At 51.0% G+C, this 25,821-nt stretch carries 19 protein-coding genes and 1 pseudogene; 11 read left to right on the top strand and 9 right to left on the bottom strand.

Features of this window, described 5'->3' with window-relative positions; translation table 11 throughout:
- The first annotated feature begins 77 nt into the window (after window positions 1–77).
- Window positions 78–587, top strand: coding sequence for a chorismate mutase (locus tag SANT_RS22645; RefSeq protein ID WP_420480366.1), 510 nt, complete (start codon window positions 78–80; stop codon window positions 585–587).
- Window positions 588–866: 279 nt separating this feature from the next.
- Here the strand turns inward: SANT_RS22645 and SANT_RS24435 are convergent, their stop codons facing one another.
- Window positions 867–1,112, bottom strand: coding sequence for a hypothetical protein (locus tag SANT_RS24435; protein ID WP_148296392.1), 246 nt, complete (start codon window positions 1,110–1,112; stop codon window positions 867–869).
- Window positions 1,113–2,290: 1,178 nt separating this feature from the next.
- Here SANT_RS24435 and SANT_RS22640 point away from each other — a divergent pair.
- Both SANT_RS22640 and SANT_RS22635 read left to right on the top strand, forming a co-directional pair.
- On the top strand, window positions 2,291–4,063 hold the full coding sequence (locus tag SANT_RS22640; protein WP_040133579.1) for a glycoside hydrolase family 3 N-terminal domain-containing protein: 1,773 nt from the start codon (window positions 2,291–2,293) through the stop codon (window positions 4,061–4,063).
- A gap of 104 nt (window positions 4,064–4,167) precedes the next feature.
- The gene (locus tag SANT_RS22635) at window positions 4,168–4,734 is read left to right on the top strand and encodes a TetR/AcrR family transcriptional regulator (protein ID WP_025424509.1); all 567 of its coding nucleotides are present in this window, start codon (window positions 4,168–4,170) and stop codon (window positions 4,732–4,734) included.
- An 18-nt stretch (window positions 4,735–4,752) separates the two neighbouring features.
- Here the strand turns inward: SANT_RS22635 and SANT_RS22630 are convergent, their stop codons facing one another.
- A complete protein-coding gene (locus SANT_RS22630; protein WP_237234709.1) occupies window positions 4,753–5,466 on the bottom strand; it encodes a cysteine hydrolase family protein in 714 nt (237 codons plus the stop codon).
- Between the two features lie 371 nt (window positions 5,467–5,837).
- Here SANT_RS22630 and SANT_RS22625 point away from each other — a divergent pair, with 371 nt between their 5' ends.
- From SANT_RS22625 to SANT_RS22610, 4 genes are all read left to right on the top strand, one after another.
- Window positions 5,838–6,446 carry a class I SAM-dependent DNA methyltransferase gene (locus tag SANT_RS22625; RefSeq protein WP_025424507.1) on the top strand — a complete coding sequence of 203 codons (609 nt, stop codon included), beginning with the start codon at window positions 5,838–5,840 and terminating at the stop codon, window positions 6,444–6,446.
- 410 nt (window positions 6,447–6,856) lie between these two features.
- Window positions 6,857–8,167, top strand: a complete 1,311-nt coding sequence (locus SANT_RS23140) for a phosphatidylinositol-specific phospholipase C domain-containing protein (RefSeq protein WP_025424506.1) — start codon at window positions 6,857–6,859, stop codon at window positions 8,165–8,167.
- A 481-nt stretch (window positions 8,168–8,648) separates the two neighbouring features.
- A complete protein-coding gene (locus SANT_RS22615; protein WP_025424505.1) occupies window positions 8,649–10,067 on the top strand; it encodes a hypothetical protein in 1,419 nt (472 codons plus the stop codon).
- Between the two features lie 438 nt (window positions 10,068–10,505).
- A complete protein-coding gene (locus SANT_RS22610) occupies window positions 10,506–12,041 on the top strand; it encodes a cryptochrome/photolyase family protein (protein ID WP_025424504.1) in 1,536 nt (511 codons plus the stop codon).
- Window positions 12,042–12,161: 120 nt separating this feature from the next.
- On the opposite strand, the gene tehB is transcribed toward SANT_RS22610, so the two are convergent.
- The 3 genes and pseudogenes from tehB to norV form a co-directional block, all read right to left on the bottom strand.
- Window positions 12,162–13,028, bottom strand: coding sequence for an SAM-dependent methyltransferase TehB (gene tehB, locus SANT_RS22605; RefSeq protein WP_025424503.1), 867 nt, complete (start codon window positions 13,026–13,028; stop codon window positions 12,162–12,164).
- A gap of 43 nt (window positions 13,029–13,071) precedes the next feature.
- A pseudogene (gene norW, locus SANT_RS22600) lies at window positions 13,072–14,205 on the bottom strand (NADH:flavorubredoxin reductase NorW).
- A gap of 11 nt (window positions 14,206–14,216) precedes the next feature.
- Window positions 14,217–15,644: an anaerobic nitric oxide reductase flavorubredoxin gene (gene norV, locus SANT_RS22595; protein WP_025424502.1), complete on the bottom strand. Its 1,428-nt coding sequence runs from the start codon at window positions 15,642–15,644 to the stop codon at window positions 14,217–14,219.
- A gap of 158 nt (window positions 15,645–15,802) precedes the next feature.
- Here norV and norR point away from each other — a divergent pair, with 158 nt between their 5' ends.
- From norR to SANT_RS22575, 4 genes are all read left to right on the top strand, one after another.
- Window positions 15,803–17,341 carry a nitric oxide reductase transcriptional regulator NorR gene (norR, locus tag SANT_RS22590; RefSeq protein ID WP_025424501.1) on the top strand — a complete coding sequence of 513 codons (1,539 nt, stop codon included), beginning with the start codon at window positions 15,803–15,805 and terminating at the stop codon, window positions 17,339–17,341.
- A gap of 342 nt (window positions 17,342–17,683) precedes the next feature.
- The gene (locus tag SANT_RS22585; protein ID WP_025424500.1) at window positions 17,684–18,598 is read left to right on the top strand and encodes an Rpn family recombination-promoting nuclease/putative transposase; all 915 of its coding nucleotides are present in this window, start codon (window positions 17,684–17,686) and stop codon (window positions 18,596–18,598) included.
- Window positions 18,599–18,903: 305 nt separating this feature from the next.
- Window positions 18,904–19,764: a hypothetical protein gene (locus SANT_RS22580; protein WP_148296391.1), complete on the top strand. Its 861-nt coding sequence runs from the start codon at window positions 18,904–18,906 to the stop codon at window positions 19,762–19,764.
- A gap of 898 nt (window positions 19,765–20,662) precedes the next feature.
- Window positions 20,663–21,742 carry a hypothetical protein gene (locus SANT_RS22575; protein WP_025424498.1) on the top strand — a complete coding sequence of 360 codons (1,080 nt, stop codon included), beginning with the start codon at window positions 20,663–20,665 and terminating at the stop codon, window positions 21,740–21,742.
- A gap of 234 nt (window positions 21,743–21,976) precedes the next feature.
- Here SANT_RS22575 and SANT_RS22570 read toward each other — a convergent pair whose 3' ends face one another.
- The 4 genes from SANT_RS22570 to SANT_RS22555 form a co-directional block, all read right to left on the bottom strand.
- The gene (locus SANT_RS22570) at window positions 21,977–22,885 is read right to left on the bottom strand and encodes an AEC family transporter (RefSeq protein WP_025424497.1); all 909 of its coding nucleotides are present in this window, start codon (window positions 22,883–22,885) and stop codon (window positions 21,977–21,979) included.
- Window positions 22,886–23,199: 314 nt separating this feature from the next.
- Window positions 23,200–23,988: an ABC transporter permease gene (locus tag SANT_RS22565; RefSeq protein WP_040133578.1), complete on the bottom strand. Its 789-nt coding sequence runs from the start codon at window positions 23,986–23,988 to the stop codon at window positions 23,200–23,202.
- Window positions 23,988–24,761 (bottom strand): ABC transporter permease, encoded by a 774-nt coding sequence (locus SANT_RS22560; protein WP_025424495.1) that lies wholly within the window; start codon window positions 24,759–24,761, stop codon window positions 23,988–23,990. Before SANT_RS22560 ends, SANT_RS22565 begins: the two co-directional genes overlap by 1 nt.
- Window positions 24,758–25,774 carry an ABC transporter ATP-binding protein gene (locus SANT_RS22555; protein WP_025424494.1) on the bottom strand — a complete coding sequence of 339 codons (1,017 nt, stop codon included), beginning with the start codon at window positions 25,772–25,774 and terminating at the stop codon, window positions 24,758–24,760. The genes SANT_RS22560 and SANT_RS22555 overlap by 4 nt, the downstream gene beginning before the upstream one ends.
- Between the last annotated feature and the right edge of the window lie 47 nt (window positions 25,775–25,821).

Raw genomic sequence — 25,821 nt, 5'->3', positions numbered from 1 at the left:
ATAGGTAACATATTAGCCATTTATATGTTAACAAAAGGTAAAGCAAGATGAATAAAAACCTCTCTTTGGGTTTATTTATGATGAATTTACTGTTTTGTCTTTCCGCCGTGGCGGCGCCTGCGCCTCAAGGAGGCGTTGCTGCATTGATGAATCAACGCCTGTCTTACATGAAAGATGTCGCTGGATATAAGGCTAGCCATCATTTGGCTATTGAGGATCTTCCTCAGGAAGCTCGGGTGTTATCTGCCTCAGTGGCTGAGGCGGAAACCCTGGGATTGAACGGCGATTCGATTAAGCCCTTCATCCAAGCGCAAATGGATGCCGCCAAGGCGATTCAGTATCGCTATCGTGCCGATTGGTTATCCAAACCCGAACAAGTTTGGCAGCCTAAGCCGCTCGAGCAGGTAAGATCACATATTGGCACCTTAAGCACCGCGATACTGCACGCCATTAGCGCGCGATTAACCCAAGGGCAGACATTCACCGATCAACAGGCATTTATGCATGCCCTTGAACAGACGAATCTCAATGACGGTGATAAACAACGCCTGTGGGATTCACTAACCCAAGTGACATTGAAAAAATAACGGTTAGGGCGGCTGGTCTGGCATCCGCATCCGTTAGCACTTCAATCACCGGCTACTCCGAATCCCCGATGAATCAACACGGGGGCAAGCTGACTTAAAACCCGTCTTCTGCCCCGGCCAAGGCCCTGATTATCATCGTCAACCGGTCATTATCGACGATAGTGGGCTGAGTTCTAGCGCCGGCGTGAAGGCAACACAGCCTATTCACCCCCCGTATTGATTTGTATTAGCGCATTGATGGCGCGACCGCTTGATAAAAAGTGAATGACGACAACCCGATTAAGGTACTCTTAAGTTTTTCCATGCCGCTGGCGTGGGGGCTGGATGTTTGTTTATTGCCGAAACACTAACGTCATAGCAAGTCCACTTTGGATACGCCATATCACTACTTTTGCGAAACTGGCACTTCTTCACGGTCTTATCGCTATTGCCGATGTTAATGATATTGGTTCCAGAATCAACTTCATTTGCATTGCAAATAGAATAAGAATATGCCGCAATTGTTAAATACTTTAATATATTCATAATTGCCTCATAAAAAATGAAATAAAATACCCCTGGAGGACCGTCGCTTATGATAGCCGCAAGACTTCAAGATCGACGGCGTACCCACTGTACATTAATGCGCCATCCTCAGAAAGCCGGTTGCCGTTAAATCGTTATTCAAGCACGATAAATTCCCTCCGGAGAAGGGGGGCGTGGAAACGGCGCAAGAAAAATACTCTTCAGCCGCTGTTCGCAATATTAATACCCGTGGAACTGACCACAGCGTAAATCACCCGCCGAGTAATATTTTTATTTTGTGGCATAAGTCACAATGCACCGGCGTCGGACATGGCTTTACGCGCATCACGCTTATGCCTTAGTTAAAAATAGGCACTGGGGGCGATGCTGGCCCATTACCGGGTTCCGGTTATCAAGAGTTAGATATTGTATGTCGTGGTAGGGCCCGCTTGGGAAAACGCCTTCCGCCTCCGAACAGGTTACGCAACGCAATACGTTCTTGAGCCAAGCTAAAGGTGAGAGCAATAGGTGAGAGTGGCTCTCGCGCCTATGCGATAATGGCTAAATAATTATTTTAAATCAATGAATTATCTGTGATCTTTTGTTTTATGATCTGGCGCGGTGACAGGATGTGCCCCTCCGACAAAGAGAGTGCAGTCTATGGCGACACGCACACTTTAAAAGTAGCCCGGGCTTTCCCGACGCAAAAGTTAAGTTGCCGGTATTCCATTAAGCCTCCCGTATTCCCTTCTGTTTTCCATTATTTTTTCAGGGCGCAACAGCGATTTATTTAAATCTGACCAGCCTAAGCGAGGCATCGACCAACATCGGATTTTTATTCATTTAATACCGCTATACGAAGACCCGGCGGGCAACTTTACCGCTATCTAGGTTATTCATTGCTAGCCCGCATATTCTATTTATTGAAATTGTTTATAAGCCATTTAATGATTGTTTGGTGAAAAAATGTTTTATTGTCTCTCTATTCCAGGTTCTTACAACGCACAGGTTTCGGGCTAACTTATCCGTCATGTTGAAATAATGCATAATAAATGAACTAGGAGCACTATATGTTGGGATATCGAAAATTAAGGCGATGGTTACCGATTGCGTTGTGCGCTTGGCCGCTGGCAGGGTGTATCCAGGAGCAAGACGGCAAAGAGAAAACCGAAAAGGAGATAGAGCGACGCGTTAACGCCATGTCGTTGGAGGAGAAAATTGGTCAAAAGCTTATGCTTGATTTCCGCTATTGGGATCCGCACGGCAGACCCCAGCAAGATATGATTGCCCCCGACGCTACGGTTGCGCAGATTATTCGTAATAACTTTATCGGTGGCGTCATTCTTTTTGCCAACAATCTTAAAACCCCATCGCAAATTGAGGCGCTTACCTCGTGGTATGCCGCGATGAAAACCCGTAGCGGCCTGCGTCTGTTCATCGCCACCGACAACGAGGGCGGCATCAAATTCCGTTTGCCGCGCGGTGACTATGCCACGTTTCCCGGCAATATGGCATTGGCCGCCGCCGTAGAAGGCGGCGCGGATCCACAGTTGGCCGTTGAGCAAGGGCGGTGGATGGCCCAGGATATGCAGTCGCTCCACATCAATACCAATTTTGCCCCGGTGGTGGACGTTAACACGAACCCCTTCAACCCGGTTATTAATGTGCGGAGTTTCAGCGATGATGCGCCAACCGTCGCGCGCTTGGCTGAGGGTATCACTGCGGGTATGCATCATCAGCGGCTCATTACCGTTTATAAGCATTTCCCGGGGCACGGAAGTACATCGACCGATTCCCACACCTCCCTGCCGCGCGTTGATCGTTTAAGGAAGGACGCCTTCGCTATCGATATCGCGCCTTATAAGCATGCTATTGATAATCATATCGCTCCTGACATGATTATGACGGCCCATATTCAATATCCGGCGCTGGATAACACCCAAATTTACAGCCGATATGGCGAAAAAATGACGGTACCCGCCACGATGTCCCATGAAATACAGACCAACATTCTGCGTAAGGTATTGGGGTATCGCGGTGTCACCATTTCAGATGCGTTGAATATGGGGGCGATTGCCGATCATTTTACCCAGGCTGAAGCCGTCGAACGGGTGTTTGCGGCCGGGGTTGATATTGCCCTGATGCCGGTCAGTATTACCTCTCCCTCCGAAGCGGACCGACTGTCGGTATTGATTCATCATATTATCAGTAAGGTCCGGGCAGGGGAGATTAGTGAGGAGGATATTAATGCTTCCGTTAAACGTATTTTGCGCCTAAAGCACTCTCATCTTTGGCAAGACAGCAGGCGTAGTCTCTCCTCTCTTCTGACCAACGGGCGAAAAATAGAGAAAGAGATTGCGGACCGATCGATTACCGTCGTCATTAATCGGCATGCCACACTGCCTTTGAAAGATAAGATGCTGCGCTATCTGATCCTTACGCCCTCGGAGGAACAGGCAAAGGGGATTGCGGCGGTAATGATGCAGGAGGGCTATCGCAATGTCGTGGCTAAACAGACAACCAAGCTGACGGATTTAGAAATCAAATTGGCTATTGCGCAGAGTGATGTGCTGCTACTGGGCACCGTTTCGACCCATTTTAAAGATCCCGCAATGCGCGGGCAGCCCGCACTAAGCGATCGGGAAGGCGACAACCCTGATAGCGATGCGAATACGCTTTCCTGGTTCCGTTATGCCGGTAAATTGGGTAAAAAACGGATTCACCTCTCCTTGCAGGCCCCTTACGATATCGTCAGCTTTGCCGACGATGTAGACGCCGCCGTTGCGACCTATTCGTATTATGGTTATGACAACGGTATCTGGCTGGGGCCCTCAATGGTTTCGCTGGCGCAAATTTTGACGGGGACGCGCTCGCCGCAGGGGAAACTGCCGGTAACGCTATGGCATAACTACGATGTGGATACCCATGCCGGCGCCGTCGCCTTTCCCCGTGGCTATGGTTTGAGTTGGTAATATCGCGCGTCTGGAATGGTGTGGACCGCTCAGAAAGGGCCGCCGTCACGGCATTTTTTACATGGTAAGATATCGTATATCGATACGCTAATTGGGTGAGAAAGATGGGACGTTCCAGCAAATTACAGGCTGGCGCCAATCGGGCGCTGATCGTTGAAAAGGCGAGCGAGCTTTTCAGGGCGCGCGGTATTGCCGAGGTCAGCGTGTCGGATATCATGCAAGCGGCAGGGATGACGTCGGGAGGCTTTTATAAGCATTTTGCCTCAAAAGAGGCGCTGGCGGCGGAAGCCGCCAGATTGGCTTTCGATCGGTCCAGGCAGCATTGGGACAGCATCGCCAGCGATTGTCCGCCGCATCCGCAATGGCGAATAGCCGAGCGCTATCTCGCGTCCAAACCGGCCGAGAAACGCTGCCCGATGATGGCTTTTGGCAGCGACCTGTTGCAGCATAACAATGCCGCATTGGTCAGCGATTGCACGCAGGGCGTCAATGCGCTGCTTACGTCTTTTCTCAATGCCGCGGGAGAAAAGGATAGGTCGTTCGCGGGAAACGGAAAGACGTTGGCCGTCTTCGCCGCCATGGTGGGAGCCAATTATCTGAGCGAAATCATAAACGATCCCGCGCTGTCGGATGCGCTAAAAACCGCCGTCCTGGCCATGTTGGACACCTAGCCTGGCCCGATCCTGGTTCTAGCGCGTCGCCGAGGGTGGGACTGCTCCCATTGCCGGCGCAAACTTCACCGCGTTGGCAGCGGAAAGCCTGATGGCGTCGATCAACGCGGCCGTGCTGAGGATTTCAGTGGCGTACGTCGGGCCATCGATGTCCATCGCCGCATGCAGCGCCTCATGAGAGCGCGCCGACGTGGCGTCACGAACCAGCGTGACGTGAAAGCCCAGCTCCATACCCATGCGGGCGGTCGCCTCCAGGCAGGTATTGGCCAAAAGACCGACGCAAATAATTTTTTCTTTACCGTAGCGCTTGAGCTTATGTTCAAGGTCGGTATTGGGAAATCCACTTGATCCCCAATGCTCGGTGGCCACGATGTCACCAGGCTGGATTGGGAAGTCATCGTGAAAGGTACCGCCCCAGGTACCTTTGGCGAAAACCTGACGTTCGCTCGCGGCTAGCTGATAAGGCGTGGGGTATTTCCAGTCGGCGTAGTCGCCCTGTTGCCAGCGGTGATGCGGAACATGATACACGGTGATGCCGGCTGCGCGCGCGGCGGCAACGATATTACGTAAATTTTCATGCATATTGTTTTTAAGCGCGATGTCCTTCATAAAGGGGAATAATTTCCCGCCCTCTGCTAGAAAGTCATTATATAAATCAATACACAACAAGGCGGTAATCGCGGGCTCATAAGCGGGATTAGACATTTTTTTCCTCATTGACGGCGTCAGCATTGGCGTGACTAAATAGATTACTATCATAATCTAAATTGACAAGGAATAAGCGCATTCCGCCGTCGCTGTGCTTTGGCACGTCGGGAGCCGTCGGCGGTGATCATGCGTAAAGGGGGACGGTTCGATTATTTGGCGATGCCTCACCTACCGGATAAGTCTATCAACGACCTGATCATGGTCAACCGGCTGCCGCGCTAAAGCGATATAGCGTATTATCTTAAGGTCGCAGCTTGATAGTGGTGCAAGGTGCCTATGGCCAAGTGACGGCTGGCGCGGACGACGGCTGCGGTGTTGGAGACCGTTTATCGTCCCTCTGCCCTTGATGGCGATTATTGGTGGATGGGCAAAAATCGGTAGGAGAGCAAGAGATCATGAATGACGCGGCGGCGGGCAATATACTGGGGCTTTACCAGCGGCACGCGGCCGCCTTCGCGCGTCAGCGCTCACGCCGCCTGATCGAAAAACCGTGGCTGGATAAATTTATTGCCGCCATGGGAGGCAACGGCCGTCTTTTAGATATCGGCTGTGGTAATGGGCAGCCTATCGCGGAATATTTTATACGGCGGCATCTCTCTGTTACCGGTATTGATGGCGCTGTTGCAATGCTTGACCGCGCCCGGTCCCGTTTTCCACAACAACGCTGGCTCCACTTGGATATGCGTGCAATGGCGCTTGATGAGACCTTTGAGGGCCTTATCGCCTGGGACAGTTTTTTTCATTTGCCGCGGGAGGATCAAAAGTTGATGTTCCCGATCTTCAATCGCCATAGCCACAAGGGTAGTGCGCTCATGTTTACCAGCGGTCCGGGCAACGGTATCGCCATGGGGGAGTTTGCAGGAGAACCGCTGTATCATGCCAGTCTGGCGCCTGATGAGTATGGTGCACTACTGGCGGAGCAGGGGTTTGCGGTGATTGATAGCGTAGTTGAAGATCCTTTGTGCGGCGGGCATACGATTTGGCTGTGCAAACGGGTGGAATAGCAGCGGCGAGAATTTATCGGCGAGCGCCACCGCCGCCAGGCCGCTCCGCCTGTGTAATATTACCTCTAAATTAATCAACAAATTGACGCCAGCTGGGTGAAAAATCGCGTGCCTACGACCCGATGCAACATAATATGATGCTAACGCCGCTGGGCGCGACTGCGCCGGCGGCTCCATCATGCGGGCCTCTGCCTACTCTTTTAAAAGCAGGAGAGCTACCGGGTTTGCAACGGCAGGCAATTCTAATTCGTTTAGCGTTAATGTATATCTGTTGTCCCGCGTCTCGCTTAATCTAACACAGCGCTGTTATATCGACCGACTAAATTGTGTTTGGATTGCTTAAAGCCGATTCGGCCTTTTACGTCATTTAACAAAAACAGACTTCACCACGATAAAATTATGAGGTACGTATGATGTATTCGTTATTAAGCGATACGTGCAAATGGATGTCTGCTATCGATGATTATAAAAGTCTTGCCCATATCTCTATCCCGGGCACCCATGAAAGTTGTTCGCGAAAGGGTGCTGCCAATGTCACCCCTGATTTAGACAGCATTATTGCAACCCAATATTATGAGTGCACGATAACAAAACAATTATCTGCCGGGATCCGTTATCTGGATATGAGATGTTGTATTGTTGATGATAAATTGGCAGCTTATCACGGTGACTATTATTTGAATATTGATTTTGATGAAGTGTTGAATGAATGTCTGACGTTTTTGGCTGAGAATAAATCTGAAACCATTATCATTAGGCTCAGGCGAGAAACGACACCGACGGCTAGAAAGAAATTTATGGATGTTTTCACGCGTCGCTATGCTAAATTCCTTGACAAAATGTATTTAATGCCGCAAATCCCCCTTATCGGTGAGGTCAGAGGAAAAATTGTTTTATTATCAAATGAAAGTATTCTGTCAAGTATACACCAAAGTTTAACTAGGGTTCAGGATGATTTTTCCCAGATGCGTGCATCCGATAAATTAGAAAAAGTACTCGCTTTTATACAAGAGACGATAAAGGCAAACAGAAAGCCAACCATTGAAACACTTTATATTAATCATTGTAATGCAATGAAGCCTCCTTGCCTCTGCCCCCAGTCATTTGCGCAAGACTTGCTGAAATTATTGACTAAAAGTTTCAAGGAGGGCCTGAAGGGTGAGCATGTAGATTTTGCCCGCTACGAGGCCGCACGGATTGGGATTATAGTCATGGACTTTTATACTGAAGCGATGGTGGCGGAAATAATTAAGCGCAATGAAAATAAGTACTTACTTGATTTTCCAATCCTTACGATTGCCAATAAAAACCGTGGTCAGAATTATCTCTATGCGTCGTTATACATGGACGATGGCATGGCCCGCCGGCACGTTTTTGGTTGGGCGCCGGGCCATAGGGTGAATAAAGGCTATTGGATGTTCATCAATCACGCCGACCAAAAAAATGAATTTTTTATTCTGAATAATTATTATAAAGAATATCTGTATGCAAGCAGCCGTGTGGAGGAGAATAGACGATCGGTGTTTACCTGGATAGCGGGTGTGCCAACACCAGAAAACATTTGGACCGTTAAAGATGGGCATATCTATAATAATTTTTACAAGTGTTATCTTTATGAAAGTAGCCTATATTACAATGCTGACCGAAAAATAATACCTTGTTGGACAGCCGATGAACATATTGAGGGCGATCTTTGGAAATTTACACGAGAAAATAAATAATGTCTGACCGTGTGGCCCGGACTGACCATCCGGCTTGTCATTTACCAGCAAACCATCGGCGTCGCGGGTGTCCGGCAGCCTGCAAACTACGCAGGCCTTTGCGTCAAAGAGAGCATGGCGAATAGCCTGTGCGCACGGGCGCGGAAAAGGCAAGGTATCGCATTGATGCGTCACCGCCCAAGATCAAGTCACTTACTCGTCGCATAACGGCGGCGAACTCTCTTGGCGCCTAGCGCGAATACGAGGTGCTCAACAGGCCGTATTCCGGCGCTACAGAATGCATATCCAGCAATATACCCTCAGTTAACAACTCTTTGCTCAACTAAGAGGCCGTACGTTATTGTAGAACCGTCTAGTAATCATGTTATTTTTTCCTCTATCGGGTATGAGATAACCCGTCTCATTTCGATATTAAAAGCGTGTATTTGTAACGCACCTATTTATTATATCAACGTTGACCTAAGTCTCTAGGGAGTTTTCTATGCCAGTAGAATCACCTGCGTTGCAAAACCATCGGGTGGGTATGTTTAATAATAAAACCTATCGATATAAACGCAAAAGCGATAATATTATGCCTCGTGTCAATCCCGCGGCAATTGACGGAAATCCTCTTGGCGAACAAATTGAAAGGTTAATTCACACCAGAAATGACACGCCCAGTATTAATCAAACGTTCAACAGCAATAATAGCTCTATGCTACATAAGGTGATAACGTTGTATGCCTTATTGAACAACACTAAAATATTAAATACGACGCAATCTTCGTTACCGAACGGCAGTAATCACACCGATCTTTTGTCATCACAGGCGCTTGCCAAACTAGGGGAGGGGGTAAACATCACCACTGAATTTGCTGGCGTTACCTTAGCGGGTGGCGGTGTGGGGGTTCTGGGAGGGGCAAAAATTACGGCAAATCACACGGTGAGGAATGACTCGAACGTCAACAATCCCTATAGGTATCAAGCCAGCGCCGACAAGCCATCGCTTACGCTTGCCAATGAGCCGCGTTTCGCCAAACGCGAAACCCGACATGAGGGACGGCGCAGGGCAGAAGATAAGGGGGCTGAGTCTTCCTTCGGCCGCCGCAAGAGAAGCGCTGACCCGGTCAATCAGCCTAAGGAGTTGACCACGCGCGTTAAACGGGCGTTGGATACCCTGTCCGAGGATATTGGGTGCCCAGCAGGAGGATCGATGAATCCCTTGCGGACCACTTTATGCACTACGCTTGCAAATATTGAGAGAGAGATTTTACTTGATTATACCCCCCCCTGTTGGGAAAGAAATCTTGCCCAGGACGCGGCCAGAGCACATGTAATCGTTTCAGAGGAACCAGAAACCATCGAGTCGGACCCCCTGCATTCTCCTATCAACGTAGACATCATCACCGGAGTCATTTCGCCAAGCTCATCTCAAGAGAGAGTGCTCAATCCCGATGAGCGCGGGAGCGGCTCCGCACTGCGCGAGGACATATCAAGTAAGACGGCCACAATTGAGGATATTGCCGTTGCGGTGGTGGAGGAAATCGCCGCCGGTGTCTCTTCACTCGGAACGATTGCCCTCACGGCGGCGGAAGAAGTAGCGGCGGGCGCCAGCGTAATTGAGAATGCCGCCGTGGCGGCGTCAAGAGAGATTGCCATGGGGGCTGCTGTCATTGAGAAGGCCGCCACGGCGACGGCGCAACAAATTGCGGCGGGCGCCGCCGTCATTGGGGGAGTGGCCGCGGTAGCGGCGGGAGAGATTTTGACACAAGCGACCGGCATCGACGCTGCAATTGCCGCTACGGCGGTCGAACTCGGCATAGCAGATATCGCGGCGCAAGAGGATATCGTCGAGGAGGTAAGCGACACATTGGCCCAAGCTATTCCCGATAAGGTTGAGATCGCCGACGCCGAAAGATAAGGCTTTCTCCGGTCGCGACCGGGATAAGCCAAAGTGGCTCCGCGCTTTAGGCTTGCGGTTCTTTTCATAACCTCCGTGGCGTAGGTTAATGCCAACGGGCGGAATAGGCTTTTCTTTAGACATGGACCGCGCGTCAAGCACTCGTGCGCGTGGTCTCATGCGCTTTAATAATACGGTGGGACTTGCGTATCGTTCCAACCCCGGTTGTTTACACCCTTCCACATAATAAGCGGGGCTAATGGACATCGACCGACCTTGAGTGGGTGGCAATCTGCTGACAAAGAGGGGGCCGTGCGCCACAAAAGCCCGCTTTTCCACTTTCCCTTGTCGCCTATAGCGTTCCACATCTTGCCGGATTGTTCATGAGTTAATCGTTTTGGCTACAGGCTCTAACGGTGTCTGCCGCCTATCCTTAGAAGAAATGAATGAGGAAACGCGATGGCGGAGACAGAATTGCGGCTTGTGCTAGGCGATCAGCTTAATGCGCAACACAGCTGGTTTCAGCGTGTCGATAAGCATGTCGTTTATGTGATGATGGAAGTACGTCAGGAAACAGATTATATCCTGCATCATGCGCAAAAGATCATTGCGCTATTCGCGGCCATGCGCGCATTCGCCGCGTCGCTGCGGGCGCAGGGGCATCGGGTACATTATTTTAAGATCGGCGATAAAGATAACCAACCGCGACTCACCGACAATCTGGACGCGCTCATTGCCCATTACCACGCCCGCCGCTTGTGCTGGCAATTGCCGGATGAATATCGGCTCGATCGGCAGCTTCATCACTATGCGTCACAGTTGAAGATAGAAACCGACGTTGTCGATACCGAGCATTTCTATACCGCGAGGATGGCGGTGGGGGAATTTTTTGCCAAGCGTAAGCAATGGCTGATGGAAAGTTTTTATCGTCAAATGCGCCAGCGATACGGGATTTTGCTTGATATCAGCGGTCAGCCGGAAGGTGGTAAATGGAACTATGATCATGACAACCGCAAGTCCTGGAAAGGCAAGCCTGCGGTGCCAGACGACAGGCGCCCAACCCATAACCACGCCCGGCTTTGGCGTGAAATTCAAGATGCGGGCGTCCCTAGTTTCGGTGAGGCGCACAATGGGCAATTAAGCTGGCCGATTAGCCGGCACGAAGCGCTGCAGCATTTGGAGTATTTCATTGCGGCGCTACTGCCGGAATTCGGCCAGTTTCAAGATGCGATGAGCAGTAACCAGTGGCATTTGTTCCATTCGCTGCTCTCCTTCGCCATGAACAGCAAAATGCTGGCGCCGCGGGAGGTGGTGGACAGGGTCGAGCAGGCTTATCGCGACGGCGATGTGCCGTTAGCCTCTGCCGAAGGTTTCATCCGGCAGATCCTGGGGTGGCGTGAGTATGTGCGCGGCGTTTACTGGTCACAGATGCCGGGCTATACCGAACACAATCTATTACAGCAGCGGCATAAATTGCCGCATTATTATTGGGATGGCGACACGCGGATGAATTGTATGGCCCATGCGCTGGGTCAGTCTTTGGATCGTGCGTATGCACATCATATCCAACGCCTCATGATCATTGGTAATTTCGCTTTATTAGCGGGGATCGCGGCAAACGAGGTCCATCAGTGGTATCTCGGCGTCTATATCGATGCCTTTGAATGGGTAGAAGCGCCCAATACCCTAGGTATGAGCCAGTACGCCGATGGCGGTCTTATGGCCAGTAAACCCTATGTATCCAGCGCCGCCTATATCGATCGCATGAGCGACTATTGCGGGGGATGCCACTATCGACGCAAGCAGCGCCACGGCCCGGGTGCGTGCCCTTTCAATTCCCTTTACTGGGACTTTTTCGCCCGTCAGCGCAGCCGGCTGGCAGACAATCATCGTTTGAGCAGAGTTTATTACCAGTTGGATAAGATGTCCGCCGATGAACGTGATGCTATCGCGGCCTATGCCGCGACACTGCGTCAGGGGTTGGAAAATATCTGACCTGTTTTCACCTCTGGCATGAATCTAATCACCGATCGTTGCCACAAGCGCGGGCCGCATGGCCTGCTCGATCCCGAGCCGCCTGTGCGAGAGGCGGGCGTCATCATCTCAGCGGGGCCATCAGGCGTTTTTGCTGGCCAATAACGTGGCGAAGCGCAGCTTTATTCGATCACCATTAGCGTCTGTTTTATGTAGCTGACCCACATCCTCATTATATTTGATAATGTCCCAGCCTTGATAATATTCCTTTAGTTCACCGGCTTTGAACGTGAACGGGAAAGGAAGCGGGCAAGGGTAATCGTGGCTATCCATCGCCGCAACGATCAGATTATATCCACCGGGCGCGGTGCACGCCTGCATATTGGCAATCAATGACGGGATCCTATCCCGGTCCAGGAACATCATTACCACGGTAGAAAGAATAAAATCATATGATTTATCAATCACCACGCTGTTTAAATCTTGCACGTCAGCGGTCATTACCGAGGATAGCTTCTCCTCCTCTATCAGGGCGTTTAACCGCTGTATGCTCTCCTGGTTTTTGTCCCATGCGGTGACGTTGAAGCCTTTCAGACCGAGGTAAAGCGCGTTACGCCCCGATCCGCAGCCCAGATCCAGCGCCTGGCCCGGTGCGATGACGCTTGCGGCTGCAACGACATCGGAATGCGTTGCGGTCAGCTGATATTTTTTGTGGAAATACTCTTCGGCTGAGCAGTAGAAGGTCAGTTGGCATTCCATGTCCTCGGAGAAAGACACTATACGATGCCACTGCTGGGGTTCAACAAAGGGGGTCTGGCTGCGTGGCGTGAAAACCAGGGTTTCGGTAACCTCATCCGCTTCCGTCATCATGGCGAAGGTCAACGAGCCGCGCAAAATAGTCAATTTGGCCCAGGTACCCGGCTGGGTGTTGTGACGGAGGGTGAAACTTTCCGGTAGGTCTTTACTGTTCCATATAGGCATAACTTTATAAGGTAATAAATTTTTCATCGGCTTGATTCTGCCGCCGCGCAAGCCGCGGCAGTTCTCCTGTTTATGGATGTATGTCGCGCAGCAGGGCAATAGCCTGCGCGGTATAGTCTTCGCTGATGACAAACGCGCGTAGTCGCTGTTGCGCGTCGTGTCCCCGGGCCAACATTCCGCAGGCATTCAGCTTGATGTCCCACTCAAGGCCGGGAAGAAGGGGCGTGCCCGCCAAGAACAGCGGGCATTCAGGGGTTTTCACTTTTACCAGCAGCGCGGGAAGACGGAGTCTTTCCTCCTTGCCTAGCAGGTTTTTAGCCAGCGTCATCGCGCTTAATTGGATAGGCTGCAAAAACGGCAGCATCCTGCCCTCAATTTCGGCGCTATCGCCCAAGGCGAATATATTCGCGTCCGAGGTTTGCAACTGGCTGTTAACGCAAATCCCGAGCCGAGTTTCTAGGCCAGCCTCGGCGGCTAAAACAACGTTCGGTCAGAGCCCCACCGCGGCGACCACCGCATCAGCCTGCACCTCTAAACCATTTTCCAGCCTGACGCTGAGCCCCTCAGCCGTTTTATTCACCGCCGCCAGGGCGTTGTTCAACGAAAGCTGAATGCCCATCTTACGACATTTTTGCTGCAGGCGGCTGCTCAGTTCGGCCGGCATTAACGATGCCAACAGGCTATCGGCGCGTTCAACCAGCCACACCCTTTTGCCGGCGCGATGAAGATCCATGGCTAATTCGGTGCCGATAAGCCCGCCGCCCAGCACGACAATTCTGCTCGCCTGTTGTAAAACGGCGTGATGTTGCCGGTATTCCTCTTGGCTATTGAAGGTGGCGATAAATTCGCTACCCGCTATTGCCGGTACTCTGGCTTGCGCACCGGTCGCCAGGACCAGCTTGTGATAAGGTAAACGCTGGGTACCGCAAAGGATCTCTTGCGACGACCTGTCGATGCCGGTCACCAGGGTATAAGGGCGTAGGTCAAGATGATATTCTTGTGCAAACTGCAAAGCGGACTGGCGCGTCAAATCCTCGGCGCGTTGCTTCAGGCTGAAAACATGGCTCAGGTCCGGCTTGTGATACTCATCGCCGCTGTCGGCGGTAATGAGCGTCAACGCCACCCGCTTGTCGATGCGACGGATATTTTTTACCAGCTGACGGGACGCAAATCCGGAACCGACAATCACTATTTGTTGCGCCATTTTGCCTCCTATCACAGGGGATCAAAAACGTCTTTACCCAAGGCGCAACCTGGGCACAAGAAAGTATCCGGCACGTCCGACCAAGCCGTGCCCGGCGCGATATCTTGTATGGGTTCACCTATTGCCGGTTCGTAAACCCATTGGCACACGGTACAGAGCATACTGACACCGGCGTCGGCAGCCGGCGTGGCGGCGCGCGCGTCTAGCTCCGAGTTGACGCCTGCAGGCGCCTCGTCCAGCGGATGTAGCGCCCAATCGCGGGCTATCTTGCGCCCGTGTTCGCGGCACGCTTCCAGCGCGGCATTATCCGGACGCCATTGGGTTTTCAATGAAAGGGCGACGTCAAATCCGGCATCCATTAGGCGGGTCTGGATACGATCCACCGCGCCGCCGGTCCAGCCAAAACTGCCAAAGGCCGATGCCTTTTTGTTGCGAAAACGCAGTCCGGCCAATTCTTCAAGCATACCGGCAACTTTTGGCATCATGACGTTATTCATGGTCGACGATCCCACGAGTACGCCTTTAGAGCGGAAAATCTGCGTCAAAATCTCGTTTTTGTCATGACGGGAAACATTGTAGATTTTCACCGCTACGGACGGATCGGCACTGTGAATACCCTGAGCGATAGCATCGGCCATCAGTCGCGTGTTAGACGACATGGTATCGTAAAACAGGGTGATACGATCTTCCTGATAATCCGCCGCCCAGGTAAGGTATTGCGCGACAATTTGCGTCGGATTGTCGCGCCACACCACGCCATGGGAGGTGGCTATCATCTGCAAAGGTAAATCAAAGGCGAGAATTTCATTGATTTTCGCCGTTACCAGGCGGCTGAAAGGCGTCAATATATTGGCGTAATACCGGGCGCACTGTTCGTAGAGTTCTGCTTGATCAACCTCATCATTGAATAAGTGCTCATCGCAATAATGCTGTCCAAAAGCATCATTGCTGAATAAAACCGCGTCGCCGGTCATGTAGGTCATCATACTGTCCGGCCAATGGAGCATGGGTGTTTCAATGAAGATGAGTTGCCTCCCATTACCAATATCCAACCTATCACCGGTCTTTACCGTGTGGAAGCGCCATTCGGGATGATGGTGGTGGCCGGTTATAGAATCAATGGCCTGGCTGGTACAATAGATCGGCGTGTTGGGAATGCGGGCCATGAGCTCGGTCAACGCGCCCGCGTGATCTTCTTCCGCATGGTTGATGATAATGTAGTCGAGCGTCTCCAGGTCGATTTCCAGCGCCAAATTAGCCACAAAATCGCGGCTAAACTTGTGATCGACGGTATCGATCAAGACGTTTTTCCCTTCTCGGATTAAATAGCTGTTATAGCTGCTGCCCCGATGGGTCTTGTATTCTGTGCCATGAAAGTCGCGAATTTCCCAGTCTTTCTGCCCAACCCAATGAACAGTGTTAGTTACCTGAATAGACATCAATACATCCTAACGAGTGTGAAAAAGTCTATAGACAAGGGCAAATACCGGGCCAGTTTTTATCTATCTGATTTCTAATGAATTAATAATTATTTGAGTCATTATGACAATAGAGTAGAATGGTCAAATTGACCTAAACCTTGTCGGAATGACCTTGTATGAGTCTCTCATTACAATCGTTGGCCAAAATCGCCATTGAGTTACAGCACGGCCTTTCCAGTAGAGATCGTTTTCAGCGGCTGATAAGCAGCGTCCGAGAGTTGCTAAGTTGTGATGCGTCGGCATTGCTGCGTTATCAGCATCAGCAATTCCGACCGCTGGCGATTGATGGCTTATCACCTGACGTTCTCGGCCGGCGTTTTGCGCTCTCCTCCCACCCGCGGCTGGAAGCAATCGCCCGCGCGGGCAACGTTGTGCGTTTCCCCGCCGACAGTCATTTACCCGATCCTTACGACGGCTTGATTCCCGGGCAGAACGAATTAAAAATCCACGCCTGTATAGGGTTGCCGCTGTTTGCCGATGAGGAACTGATAGGGGCTTTGACATTTGATAGCCTGAATCCCGCGCAGTTCGATGCGTTTAGCGACGAGGAACTGTGGTTGATAGGCGCGTTGGCGTCTTCGGCGCTTTATAATGCCTTGCTGGTGGATGCGCTAGAAAAGCAGGCACTACCTACCGCCGCCGAGGCAAACTCCAGGAAGCAAATTACATGGCGGGCGGAGGATGAGATGGTGGGGTCTTCCGCGTCAATGCAGCAGCTCAGGCACGAAATAACTGTCGTCGCGGGCTCGGAGCTGAATGTACTTATCACCGGCGAGACGGGGGTGGGGAAAGAGCTGGTCGCCAACGCGATACATCAGCTATCGCCGCGAGCAGCTAAGCCATTGGTTTATCTAAACTGTGCGGCGTTGCCGGAAAGTGTGGCGGAAAGTGAGTTGTTCGGTCATGTGAAAGGCGCCTTCACCGGCGCAATTCACAACCGGACGGGCAAATTTGAGATGGCCGACAACGGTACGCTATTTCTAGATGAAATCGGCGAATTATCGCTGGTGCTACAGGCCAAGCTTTTGCGGGTTATTCAATATGGCGACGTGCAGCGAGTAGGAGAAGACAGCACCAAACGCGTCAATGTGCGCATTCTAGCCGCGACGAATCGCGATTTAAAACAAGCCGTCGTCGATGGACATTTTCGCGTTGACCTGTTCCACCGCCTGAGCGTATTCCCGCTGACGGTCCCACCGCTGCGGGAACGAAAAGACGACATCGTTTTGCTGGCGGGGTTTTTCGTTGAGCATAGCAAAAACAAGCTTGGACTCCGACAACTGAGGCTGCCTGCCGACACACTGGCTATGTTGGTGGATTATGGCTGGCCTGGCAATGTACGCGAATTAAAACACGCTATTGAACGTGCGGCCGTTTTGGCGCGCGCATCGCATAATCAAGGCGACGTGACGTTATATAGCAGCCTATTCAATCTTGTCCCCACCGATAACCGTCAAAGGCCTGTTGCCACTCGTGATGAACCCACGGCGTTGACGACGCTCAATTTTCAACTGGCGACCCAGGGATTTCAACGGCAATATATCGCCAAAGCTCTTCAAGAAAATCAAATGAACTGGTCTGCAACGGCGCGCGTCTTGGGACTTGACGGCGCGAATCTTCATCGCCTGGCGAAACGTCTGGGTATGAAGCAGTAATTCAGACTGGCTATGAGAGAAAACCCTCTTTATTTCCCGTTAGCGAAGAAGAGAGGGGATAGTGAATGAAGATGTTTTTCTCCTCGCCGAATAGCGTTTTGGGTGAAAAAGGCAAACAAGCCGAGCACTGTGAAATGCACGATGGATTCGCTTGTAACCGATTAAGCTTACATTTTCATTTTAGGTGTTTTTTTTTGGCCAAAAAAAGTTTATTTGCGCGAAGAATGACAGGAATCTGTAACGATAATATCTAATAAAAACAAAGAGATAAATTAACCATAATGGATGACTTTCTCCATTGGTTTGGGTTATGATGTCGCCCAATTAAGCCAGGGAGGCTCAATGAACTCTTCTTTGTCACACCACGATGCCTTATTCAAACAATTTCTCGCCGATAAAGAGGTCGCGCGCGATTTCTTCAACATACACCTACCGCCCGAAATGAAAAATCGTTGCGACTTTGCTACGCTCAACGTGGTTTCAGGCAGTTTCATCGATGATGCTTTACGCAGTCTTTATTCAGACATGGTCTATTCTGTTCGCACCAGCGAAGGAGAGGGCTATATTTACTGTTTGATTGAACATCAGTCCAGACCTGAGAAACATATGCCTTTACGCCTCTATCGCTATAGTCTGGCGGTAATGCAAAGGCATCTCGAGCAAGGTCATCAAGCTTTACCGGTGGTGATCCCTATGCTGTTCTATCATGGACGCACCTCGCCCTACCCATGGAGTACCCGGTGGCTGGATTGCTTTGCCGACCCTGAGCTGGCAGAATCGGTGTACACGCAGCCCTTTCCGTTGATTGATGTGACGGCCATGTCGGATGACGAGATACTGACGCATAAACGCGTTGCGCTTTTGGAGCTGGTGCAAAAACATATTCGTACCCGTGATATGTTGGCGTTAGCGGGTAAATTGGCCGGGCTGATGAATACCTGGAGCCTGTCTCGCGAACAGTTTCGGGGGTTGATGTTTTACATCGCCGAATGGGGAAATGTAAATGATGTTGAGCGATTCCTGAAGGAAATCGCGTTACAAATAAGCGACTACAAGGAGGAAGTCATGACGATAGCGGATCAGTTGCGTCAGCAGGGCGTTGAAAAAGGCATTCAGCAAGGCATTCAGCAAGGACGTTGTGAAGCAAAAATTGAACTTGTCCATCGTTTGCTTGCAAACGGAGCTGATTTTGCCCTGATAAAAAGCGCTACCGACCTGTCGGATGAGGAATTAACCCGCTTAAAAGATCTTCAATAAAAGAGATACGCGTCAGTGCGCGAGGGTAACCCCTTAGGGGACTATCGACAGGGCAGCGGGGACTTACCTGCTGCCTTTTTTTTCGTTCTTAATCGCGATAAAACCAGGTTTGTCAGGCTGCCCTTTCTTACGGAATAAAGCAGCAACACAGAACGATGTGTGAGGGGAATGAGCGAAAATTTAAAACCCAAAATCATTGGCCCTTTATACTATACGGGCACCGTCCCCCTTTAATTAAACAGAGAATGGTATTAATGGTTAATATTAGCGGCCTACCACACTTGACGACATCGATTGACAAATCATTGGAAACTGCAACCGTTTCGCCTCCTTCAGTTTCCTCGACGGAACTCAGCCAATGCTCACAAAGTGACGCGCCGTCGTGCGAGGATGATTTTGAGTCAGCGCTATCAACTCTCTTTTCACAGGCGGAGGATTTTGTTGATAAAATAAACGTGCTAAAAACCTACTTCACGGATGTTGAGGCCGCGATTGCGCTCATGCATGAATATAATACCGGCGTGAGCAATCCGGCAGAGAAAAGGTATGTGCGAAAGGTGAAAGAGGGTGTTAATCGTGCTGACTATCAATATAAGTGTGCTGAAATGAAGGGCATAATAAAAGTAGTGAAAGAGATGAGCAGCTACTGCCCAGCGCTGAAAACCAAACTTGGTCATCTTTTTTTTATCGAATCCAGCTTCTCATCAAAAAATGAGGCGCTTATTTCCGAGGAGTATTGTCTTGCCGCTGCTGCAGACATTGCAACGCTGCTGCCAGTCGTGCCCACGCTCTTATCGCTGGCGGAAAAACTGGGAAAAGGTCTTGGTCACCTAGAAGCAAAATTCTTGGGCTTGAAAGCTGAAACTGAAAAGACGTTTTTGACGACGTTCTGCTACGCTCCCGATCACCCGGAGACCCACTATGTGCAATTGGCTGAAGGGAAATCGCAGAATGACTGGGTGAACTATGTCAAAAATCTGTCCAACATTGACGCCTATGGAAGAATTCCAGCACGGCTGGCGAAATTTAGCGATCTGTTAGATTTAGATAACAAGTTCATTATCAAAGAAAAAAATCCTCTTTATAGCGACTTGCGCAGTATGAAGTTAGGGAAACCTTTACCTGATTTTACCTATCTAAAAGAGGGGTGGTCTGATTTAGGCTAAGGTCTGTTTGTTCTTCACCGAGGCACTCTTTTGCATAGGCATAAATGGACACGACGTCAGGGGTGCAGGGGCCTATAAGCACCATGTGGGCGTATGAGTAAAATACGAGGTACGAGTAAGGCATGGCGGCGCAAGTAAAGCGTGCGGCGCACAAGTTAAGCACGGCCGTAAGAATAAAGCGCGGGCGTAAAAGTATAGCGGGGTAATCATCGGCATTAGCTTTAGCTTGTATAGTTACAACATGCTATAAGCGGATTGTCACATTACTGTCTTTCGCTATAGCCAAGTCTGCACCATAAGCCAATTGGCCTAGTGGCCTAGTGGCCTACGGGAAGGTAAACCAATTTGCTATACGAAACGGCATGCTATTATTTGTTTCTGCAACCCTAGCCGAGAGGCGCTTTCGCATTATTCCATCGCCGCGGTCATATCACTTCCTTGGCTTTCGGCCAGAGCCTGATAGTCCTGTCGCGCTTTACTAAAAAACGCAGCCGGGACCGCCGACCATAGACGTTTAGCCTTTCCCTCTGGCGGTTGAACACGGGTAGGTGCTACTCGCTCCATGAAACAGTGGCCGGTATGAAGGGAAAATAAATAGTCCGGTCATCTTGTGGGGTGGTAATTACTAATTCTCAAAACAATTCTATTGTATATAACGCATGATGAAACACTCACGGCAGTCAATATAACGTTTGCCCGAAGATCAAGATAAAGCGTGAATGATAAAAATAAAGTAAAAGAGGGATGGACAAGGCATGTTTCTCATGAATAATCATCAAGCATACTATTCCAGCAACGGTTGTCACCGTGTTGAAATAAGACCCTTTTCATTTGTCAATAACCAAACTCTTTTGTGTATAAATTTTAATTTTCCAAATTAACTCAGTGAGGTATATCAATGACGGAGATATCTATTTCGCAGCCCCCCTCTCTGCGGGTCGCTAACAATATTGGGAAAGAAATTAATATTGATGAAACGCAACCATCACTGACAGAGTCCCTGAAAAACTCGGCCAGAAGAAATGATGATTTTAGTATCGACTATCTTTTTACTTTGGCCTGTGAAAACACCGACGCAGGGCAGGAAGCGGCTTCATTTCTGTTCGATTTGTACACCGGGAAAGAGGCGTGCCACCCCGACTTGCCAGAACAGTTAGGCAGGGATAGCTTGAAATTTTTTGATATCGTCAACGACAGGAATAAAGAGAAATTACCCAGCGAAGCCTGGAAGGTGCCGGATAAGGTGTTGATTATGGCTGGATATACTTGTCTGCGAGATACCCAGCAGTACCAAGATATTTTAGCTAGCATGGATAATAATGCCCTAATCAATTGTTGCACTTATGGCAATGAACATCGTTCTTTTTTTGATAGCAACCGTTTGATAAGCGCGGCTGAAATACAATCCGCGACAAGTAAACTGAACGGCAATAATGCAGGATTAACGTTTAGTGATACCACAGCCATTAGCGCAGAAGATATTACAACCAAAAACATACCACAAAACTTACTCTCAACCTTGCTCAACATTGACGAGAACGGCAATCAAACGCCTTCGGTAGGTCATTTTATCCCTCTTTTGATCCGTGATCATTGGGTCTTGTTTGGTTTAAGTACGTCCAACACGGGTCAAACGACGGCGGTGATGTTTGATAGCCAGGATAGCCTAAAACCAGAAGAGGTCGATTTTTTGCGAACGCTGGCGGATTTTGCCGGGGCTGAACATTTTTTGCCGGTGAGCGCTCCGCTGCAACATCATGCGCCTAATGCCTGTGCCGTGTTCGTTTGCCATGCGATGTCGAGTATAGCAAAGGATCCGACTGCGCCAGCAGACGAGACGCTACAGGCTTTCGTTGAATCTTTTTTAGCACTAACTGACGAGGAACAGGCGAGGTTCAATAAACACGGCCGCGCGGAGCTTTATGGCAATGTGTTGGATACGCTTTCGCTGGATAGGGGTGTTCGATTGGAACCCTGATATCATCCCAGCCCCGTCTAGCTGAGAGAGATATGCCACCTCTGTCGGGCTGTGTGGTTCACATTGGTGGGATTTTTCGCGTCAAGAGCGCCGCTAGGAAGGGCTTCGTCGGCTCAGCCCACGGGCAAATGCGACCGTTAATCGCTCGCTGTCACAGACGTTATGCACGTAGACGTTGCATGACCACCATGCCGGTTAACATCAAAGTCTAGCGTCTTTACGTTACCAATGCCGTTAGGTGAGCATAACGGTCAGTAGGCTGGTGATGATGATAATGCTGATAAAGACCGATAGCGAGCCAGCAAAGCTTGAAACGGAACCGAGCGTGCTAAGACGCGAAGTAAATACGGGAGAAAGAGAGGATATCGGCGCGAAGACCGCAACCGCTACCACTTGGCGAATTTCCAGCGGCAACGGGGTGGCAAAGTAAAACAATGCCGCGAACATTGCCGCGACCCCGTAGCGAACTATTAGCACTTTATAGGCATGTTTCAGCTGGGTGCGATCGATATTGATTTCCAGCATACAGCCGATAATAAGCATGGCGATGAAGGGATTGGCGTTGCCAATGATGCCGGTCAGGATCGTGACCTGGCTGGGCAAGTGAAACCCCAGTAGGGCGGCTATCAACAGCGCCAGGTAAACATCGAACGCTACCGAGGAAAATAGCCGCCGCAGGGTGTTGCTAAGACCGGTATTGTGGCCAGTGGCATTGGCTGCCGCCACATAACTGCCGCCGGTGCAAATAACGGAATTGCCGGCGTCAAAGAGGCAGGTGGCCACGATACCCGCCGGTCCCAGAAAGCTTTGTACATACGGTAGCGTAAAGCAGCCGATATTATAGCCCGGGGTATTGATCATATAGAAAGCCTTCACCCCGTTCTCTTTGCGCCGCCCCATCCAGTAACCCGCAAACAGCAGCAATAAATTGCATCCCAAACCCATGACCACCAAAATCAAAAGCGAGAAATCCACCTGGAAGCTGGCGAAACCGGTAATCACCGCCGCCGGCAGGGTAAGATTCATCATGATTTTTGACAGGGCCACGCTGTCTGACAGTTGTAACACCCCTTTGCGCTTTAACCCGTACCCAATCATGATGATTAACAAAAACGAGAAAGCTTTAATGAGGACGTCCAACATAAACGGTGATCCAATCGATAATATACGCGGGCGCGGGCATGCGCTGGGAAAGGGCTACTATAACACTTTCTTACTTAAGAGATCATTTCCTCCCCGGTGCTCTGAGGTCGAAATTTTGCCCGCTCAGCGAGATGAAGGCGCAGCGGCGCCTCAGGGCATTAGTCGGTATGAATGTCCGTTGCCGGAAATCCTCGACACTATTCCACGGCTAAAGCAGGTGCGCCGTGCAGCCAATAATAAGCGTATGCGACTTGCCGGGCTGGAAAAATTCACCCTGCCGGCGCAATTTCCCCCCTGGCTTGCCGCCGACGCCTTCAACTTGAGGCTGAACGATAGCGGCGAAGGGCGCGCGCCCACATCCATCGGGCCGCGATAAAAAATACTAAAGCCACGCTCAGCGCGCCGAGCGCCAGCGGCCCATGACATTGCCCCATCAGCGCCATTACCGGATAGCTGGTCATCACCGCAATAGGAAAGACAAACCGAAAAACAAACCGCCATGGAAGCTCAAACAGTTGAATAGGCCAGCGGGCAAAACCGAACAGGGCAGTGAGCACATTGGTAAGGTTTTGCACGGAAATCAAGGCAAAAGAGGCGGAAAATGCCAGTACAAACAGGGCATAGGCGGTGGTCAGGCCGCCTAGGGCTAACACGATGGCCAGGATAATGCCCCCCCATGAAGGCGATACCGGAAGATGTCCCCAGCCATAGGCCGCCACGCCCACTCCCAGCAAAAAATCGAAAATTTTCCATATACGGATATCCGCCAAGGAGCAGAGGAAAAGGGGATCGACCGGTCGCAGCAGAATATAGTCAAAGGCGCCGGTGCGGATCCCGGCCACCGCCGCGGTCAAGCTGGGGGCGATAACACCTTCGACAAGCGCGTAAAGCATCATATACCAGCCCATAAGCGTCAACATGGGCTCAAACGACCAACCTGCCACGGTGCGCCGCTCGGCGAACAGCAGCCACAGGGGCACCAGCTGCAGCAACGCTAACGCGAGGGATAACAGTCCTTGAATGATAAATTCCCAGCGGTACTGCATCGCTCGCTTCAAACTCAGCACTAGCGACAGACGCAGGATGTTAACGGTGTGTCGCATTAGCCGAACGCCGTATACCGGCGGATGCCCAACCGCCAGACGCCCATCGCGGCGATATAGAGCGCCGCGACCATGATCGCCTGCACCGTCAACCAAAAGGCGGCGGCTAGGGGGGAATGTTTCCCGGTAAATATCTCAACCGGCAAGGAAATCACGAATCGGAACGGCAGCCAGCGGGCGACACGACCAGCCCAATCCGGCAAGAACGTCAGCGGAAACATGAAGCCGGATAATACGCTACTGGCGGCGGCATAGACTTTGTGGACAACCAGCGAACGCTCCATCCAAAAGGTCAGGCAGCCTATCAACAAATGAATGGCCTGATTGAGCAATAGACCGCCGGTGAAGGCGCACAGCAGCATAAGCGATTGCTGCCAACTAAACGGATTGCGCGTCGTCGGAAGGGTAAACGCCAGCACTAACAGCGGTAACGCGACGATAAGGCTTAGGCCCAATTCGGCCAGCGTGATCGCGCCGTAATTGATGAAGGGGTGCACGGGCCGCATCAGCCAAAAAGAGAGATCGCCAAGGCGGATGTTTTCATTCATTTCCCACACGCTGTTGCAGCTGGTCAAGATGGTGGTGACCAGCACGGCGAGATAATAAAGATTGAAATCTTCGCGCGTGTAGCCATGAAACGTGCCGCCTTGGGCGACCGCTTGCCAAAAAAATAACATGATCAAGGGCAAGGTAAGGGTGAGCAGCCAGAGTAGAAACTCTGCCCGAAAGGCGAAGGTTTGTAACAGCCGGATTTTGATCAGGGCGAATATCATTCGGTTTTGCCCTCCGTGGCCGGCAAGGGGGGGCGTGGCGGCACCGAGGCGCCGAACATTCGGCGCAGGATTTCCTCCAGCGGGGGATCTTCAATTGTCAGATCATGCGCCAACTGCTTCTCCACCAGGAAATGAATACACTCCGGCAGCCGATCGCGATGGATCCTGAGGCTGACCCGCTCCCCCCGCTGGCCGAGCGGCGCGGGTGACGGGCGCATAAAATCAGGGGGCGTCAGCGGCCCCTGACTGACAAACGAGACAATTTTTTCATGACCTTGCCTGGCGGCAAACGTGCGTAAATCGCCGTCATAAGCGATGGTCCCGTTGTCCACAATCACGATGCGTGGGCAAATGGCGCGTATGTCTTCCACATAATGTGACGTCAGCAAAATCATTGCATTATGACGACGATTGTATTCCAAAATGAACTGGCGCAGCGCGGCTTGCATGGCAACATCCAAACCCAGGGTCGGCTCGTCAAGCAATAGCACGCGGGGAAGATGTATCAGCGATGCCGCGACCTCGCAGCGCATCCGTTCTCCCAACGAGAGTTGCCGGGTTGGTTTGTTCAGTACCGGATGCAGCTGCAACAGATCGCTCAATTCACCCAAGGTACGCCGGTAAGTTGCCTCGGGGATCTTAAACAGCACCCGCAGCATGTCTAACGTATCGGCGGGGGGCAGATCCCAGATAAGCTGCCCCTTATTCCCCATGACCAACCCCATGCTGTGTAAAAACGCGGTTTCACGGCGGTAAGGCATGTAACCTTCGACCGTTAACCGGCCACCGCTGGGATGCAATAATCCGCTCAGCAGCTTAACAAGGGTCGTTTTACCCGCCCCGTTGGGACCGAGTATGCCCACGCGTTCGCCGTTGGCGATGTGGAGATTGACGTGGTTTAGGGCCGTCACCGTTTGATACTTTCGCCGCCACAGCGCGCTCAGCGCGGCGCCAAAGCTGCTGCCGCGTTGATGGACATGATAAATTTTGCACAGATTATCCGCTTCAATCATGGCCGGCCCGCCGTTATCGGGGGGTAATCACGGCTAAGGATTGCTCC

It is taken from the genome of Sodalis praecaptivus, assembly GCF_000517425.1.
Lineage (GTDB): Bacteria > Pseudomonadota > Gammaproteobacteria > Enterobacterales > Enterobacteriaceae > Sodalis_A > Sodalis_A praecaptivus.
This window is presented reverse-complemented; position numbering and strand designations above follow the sequence as displayed.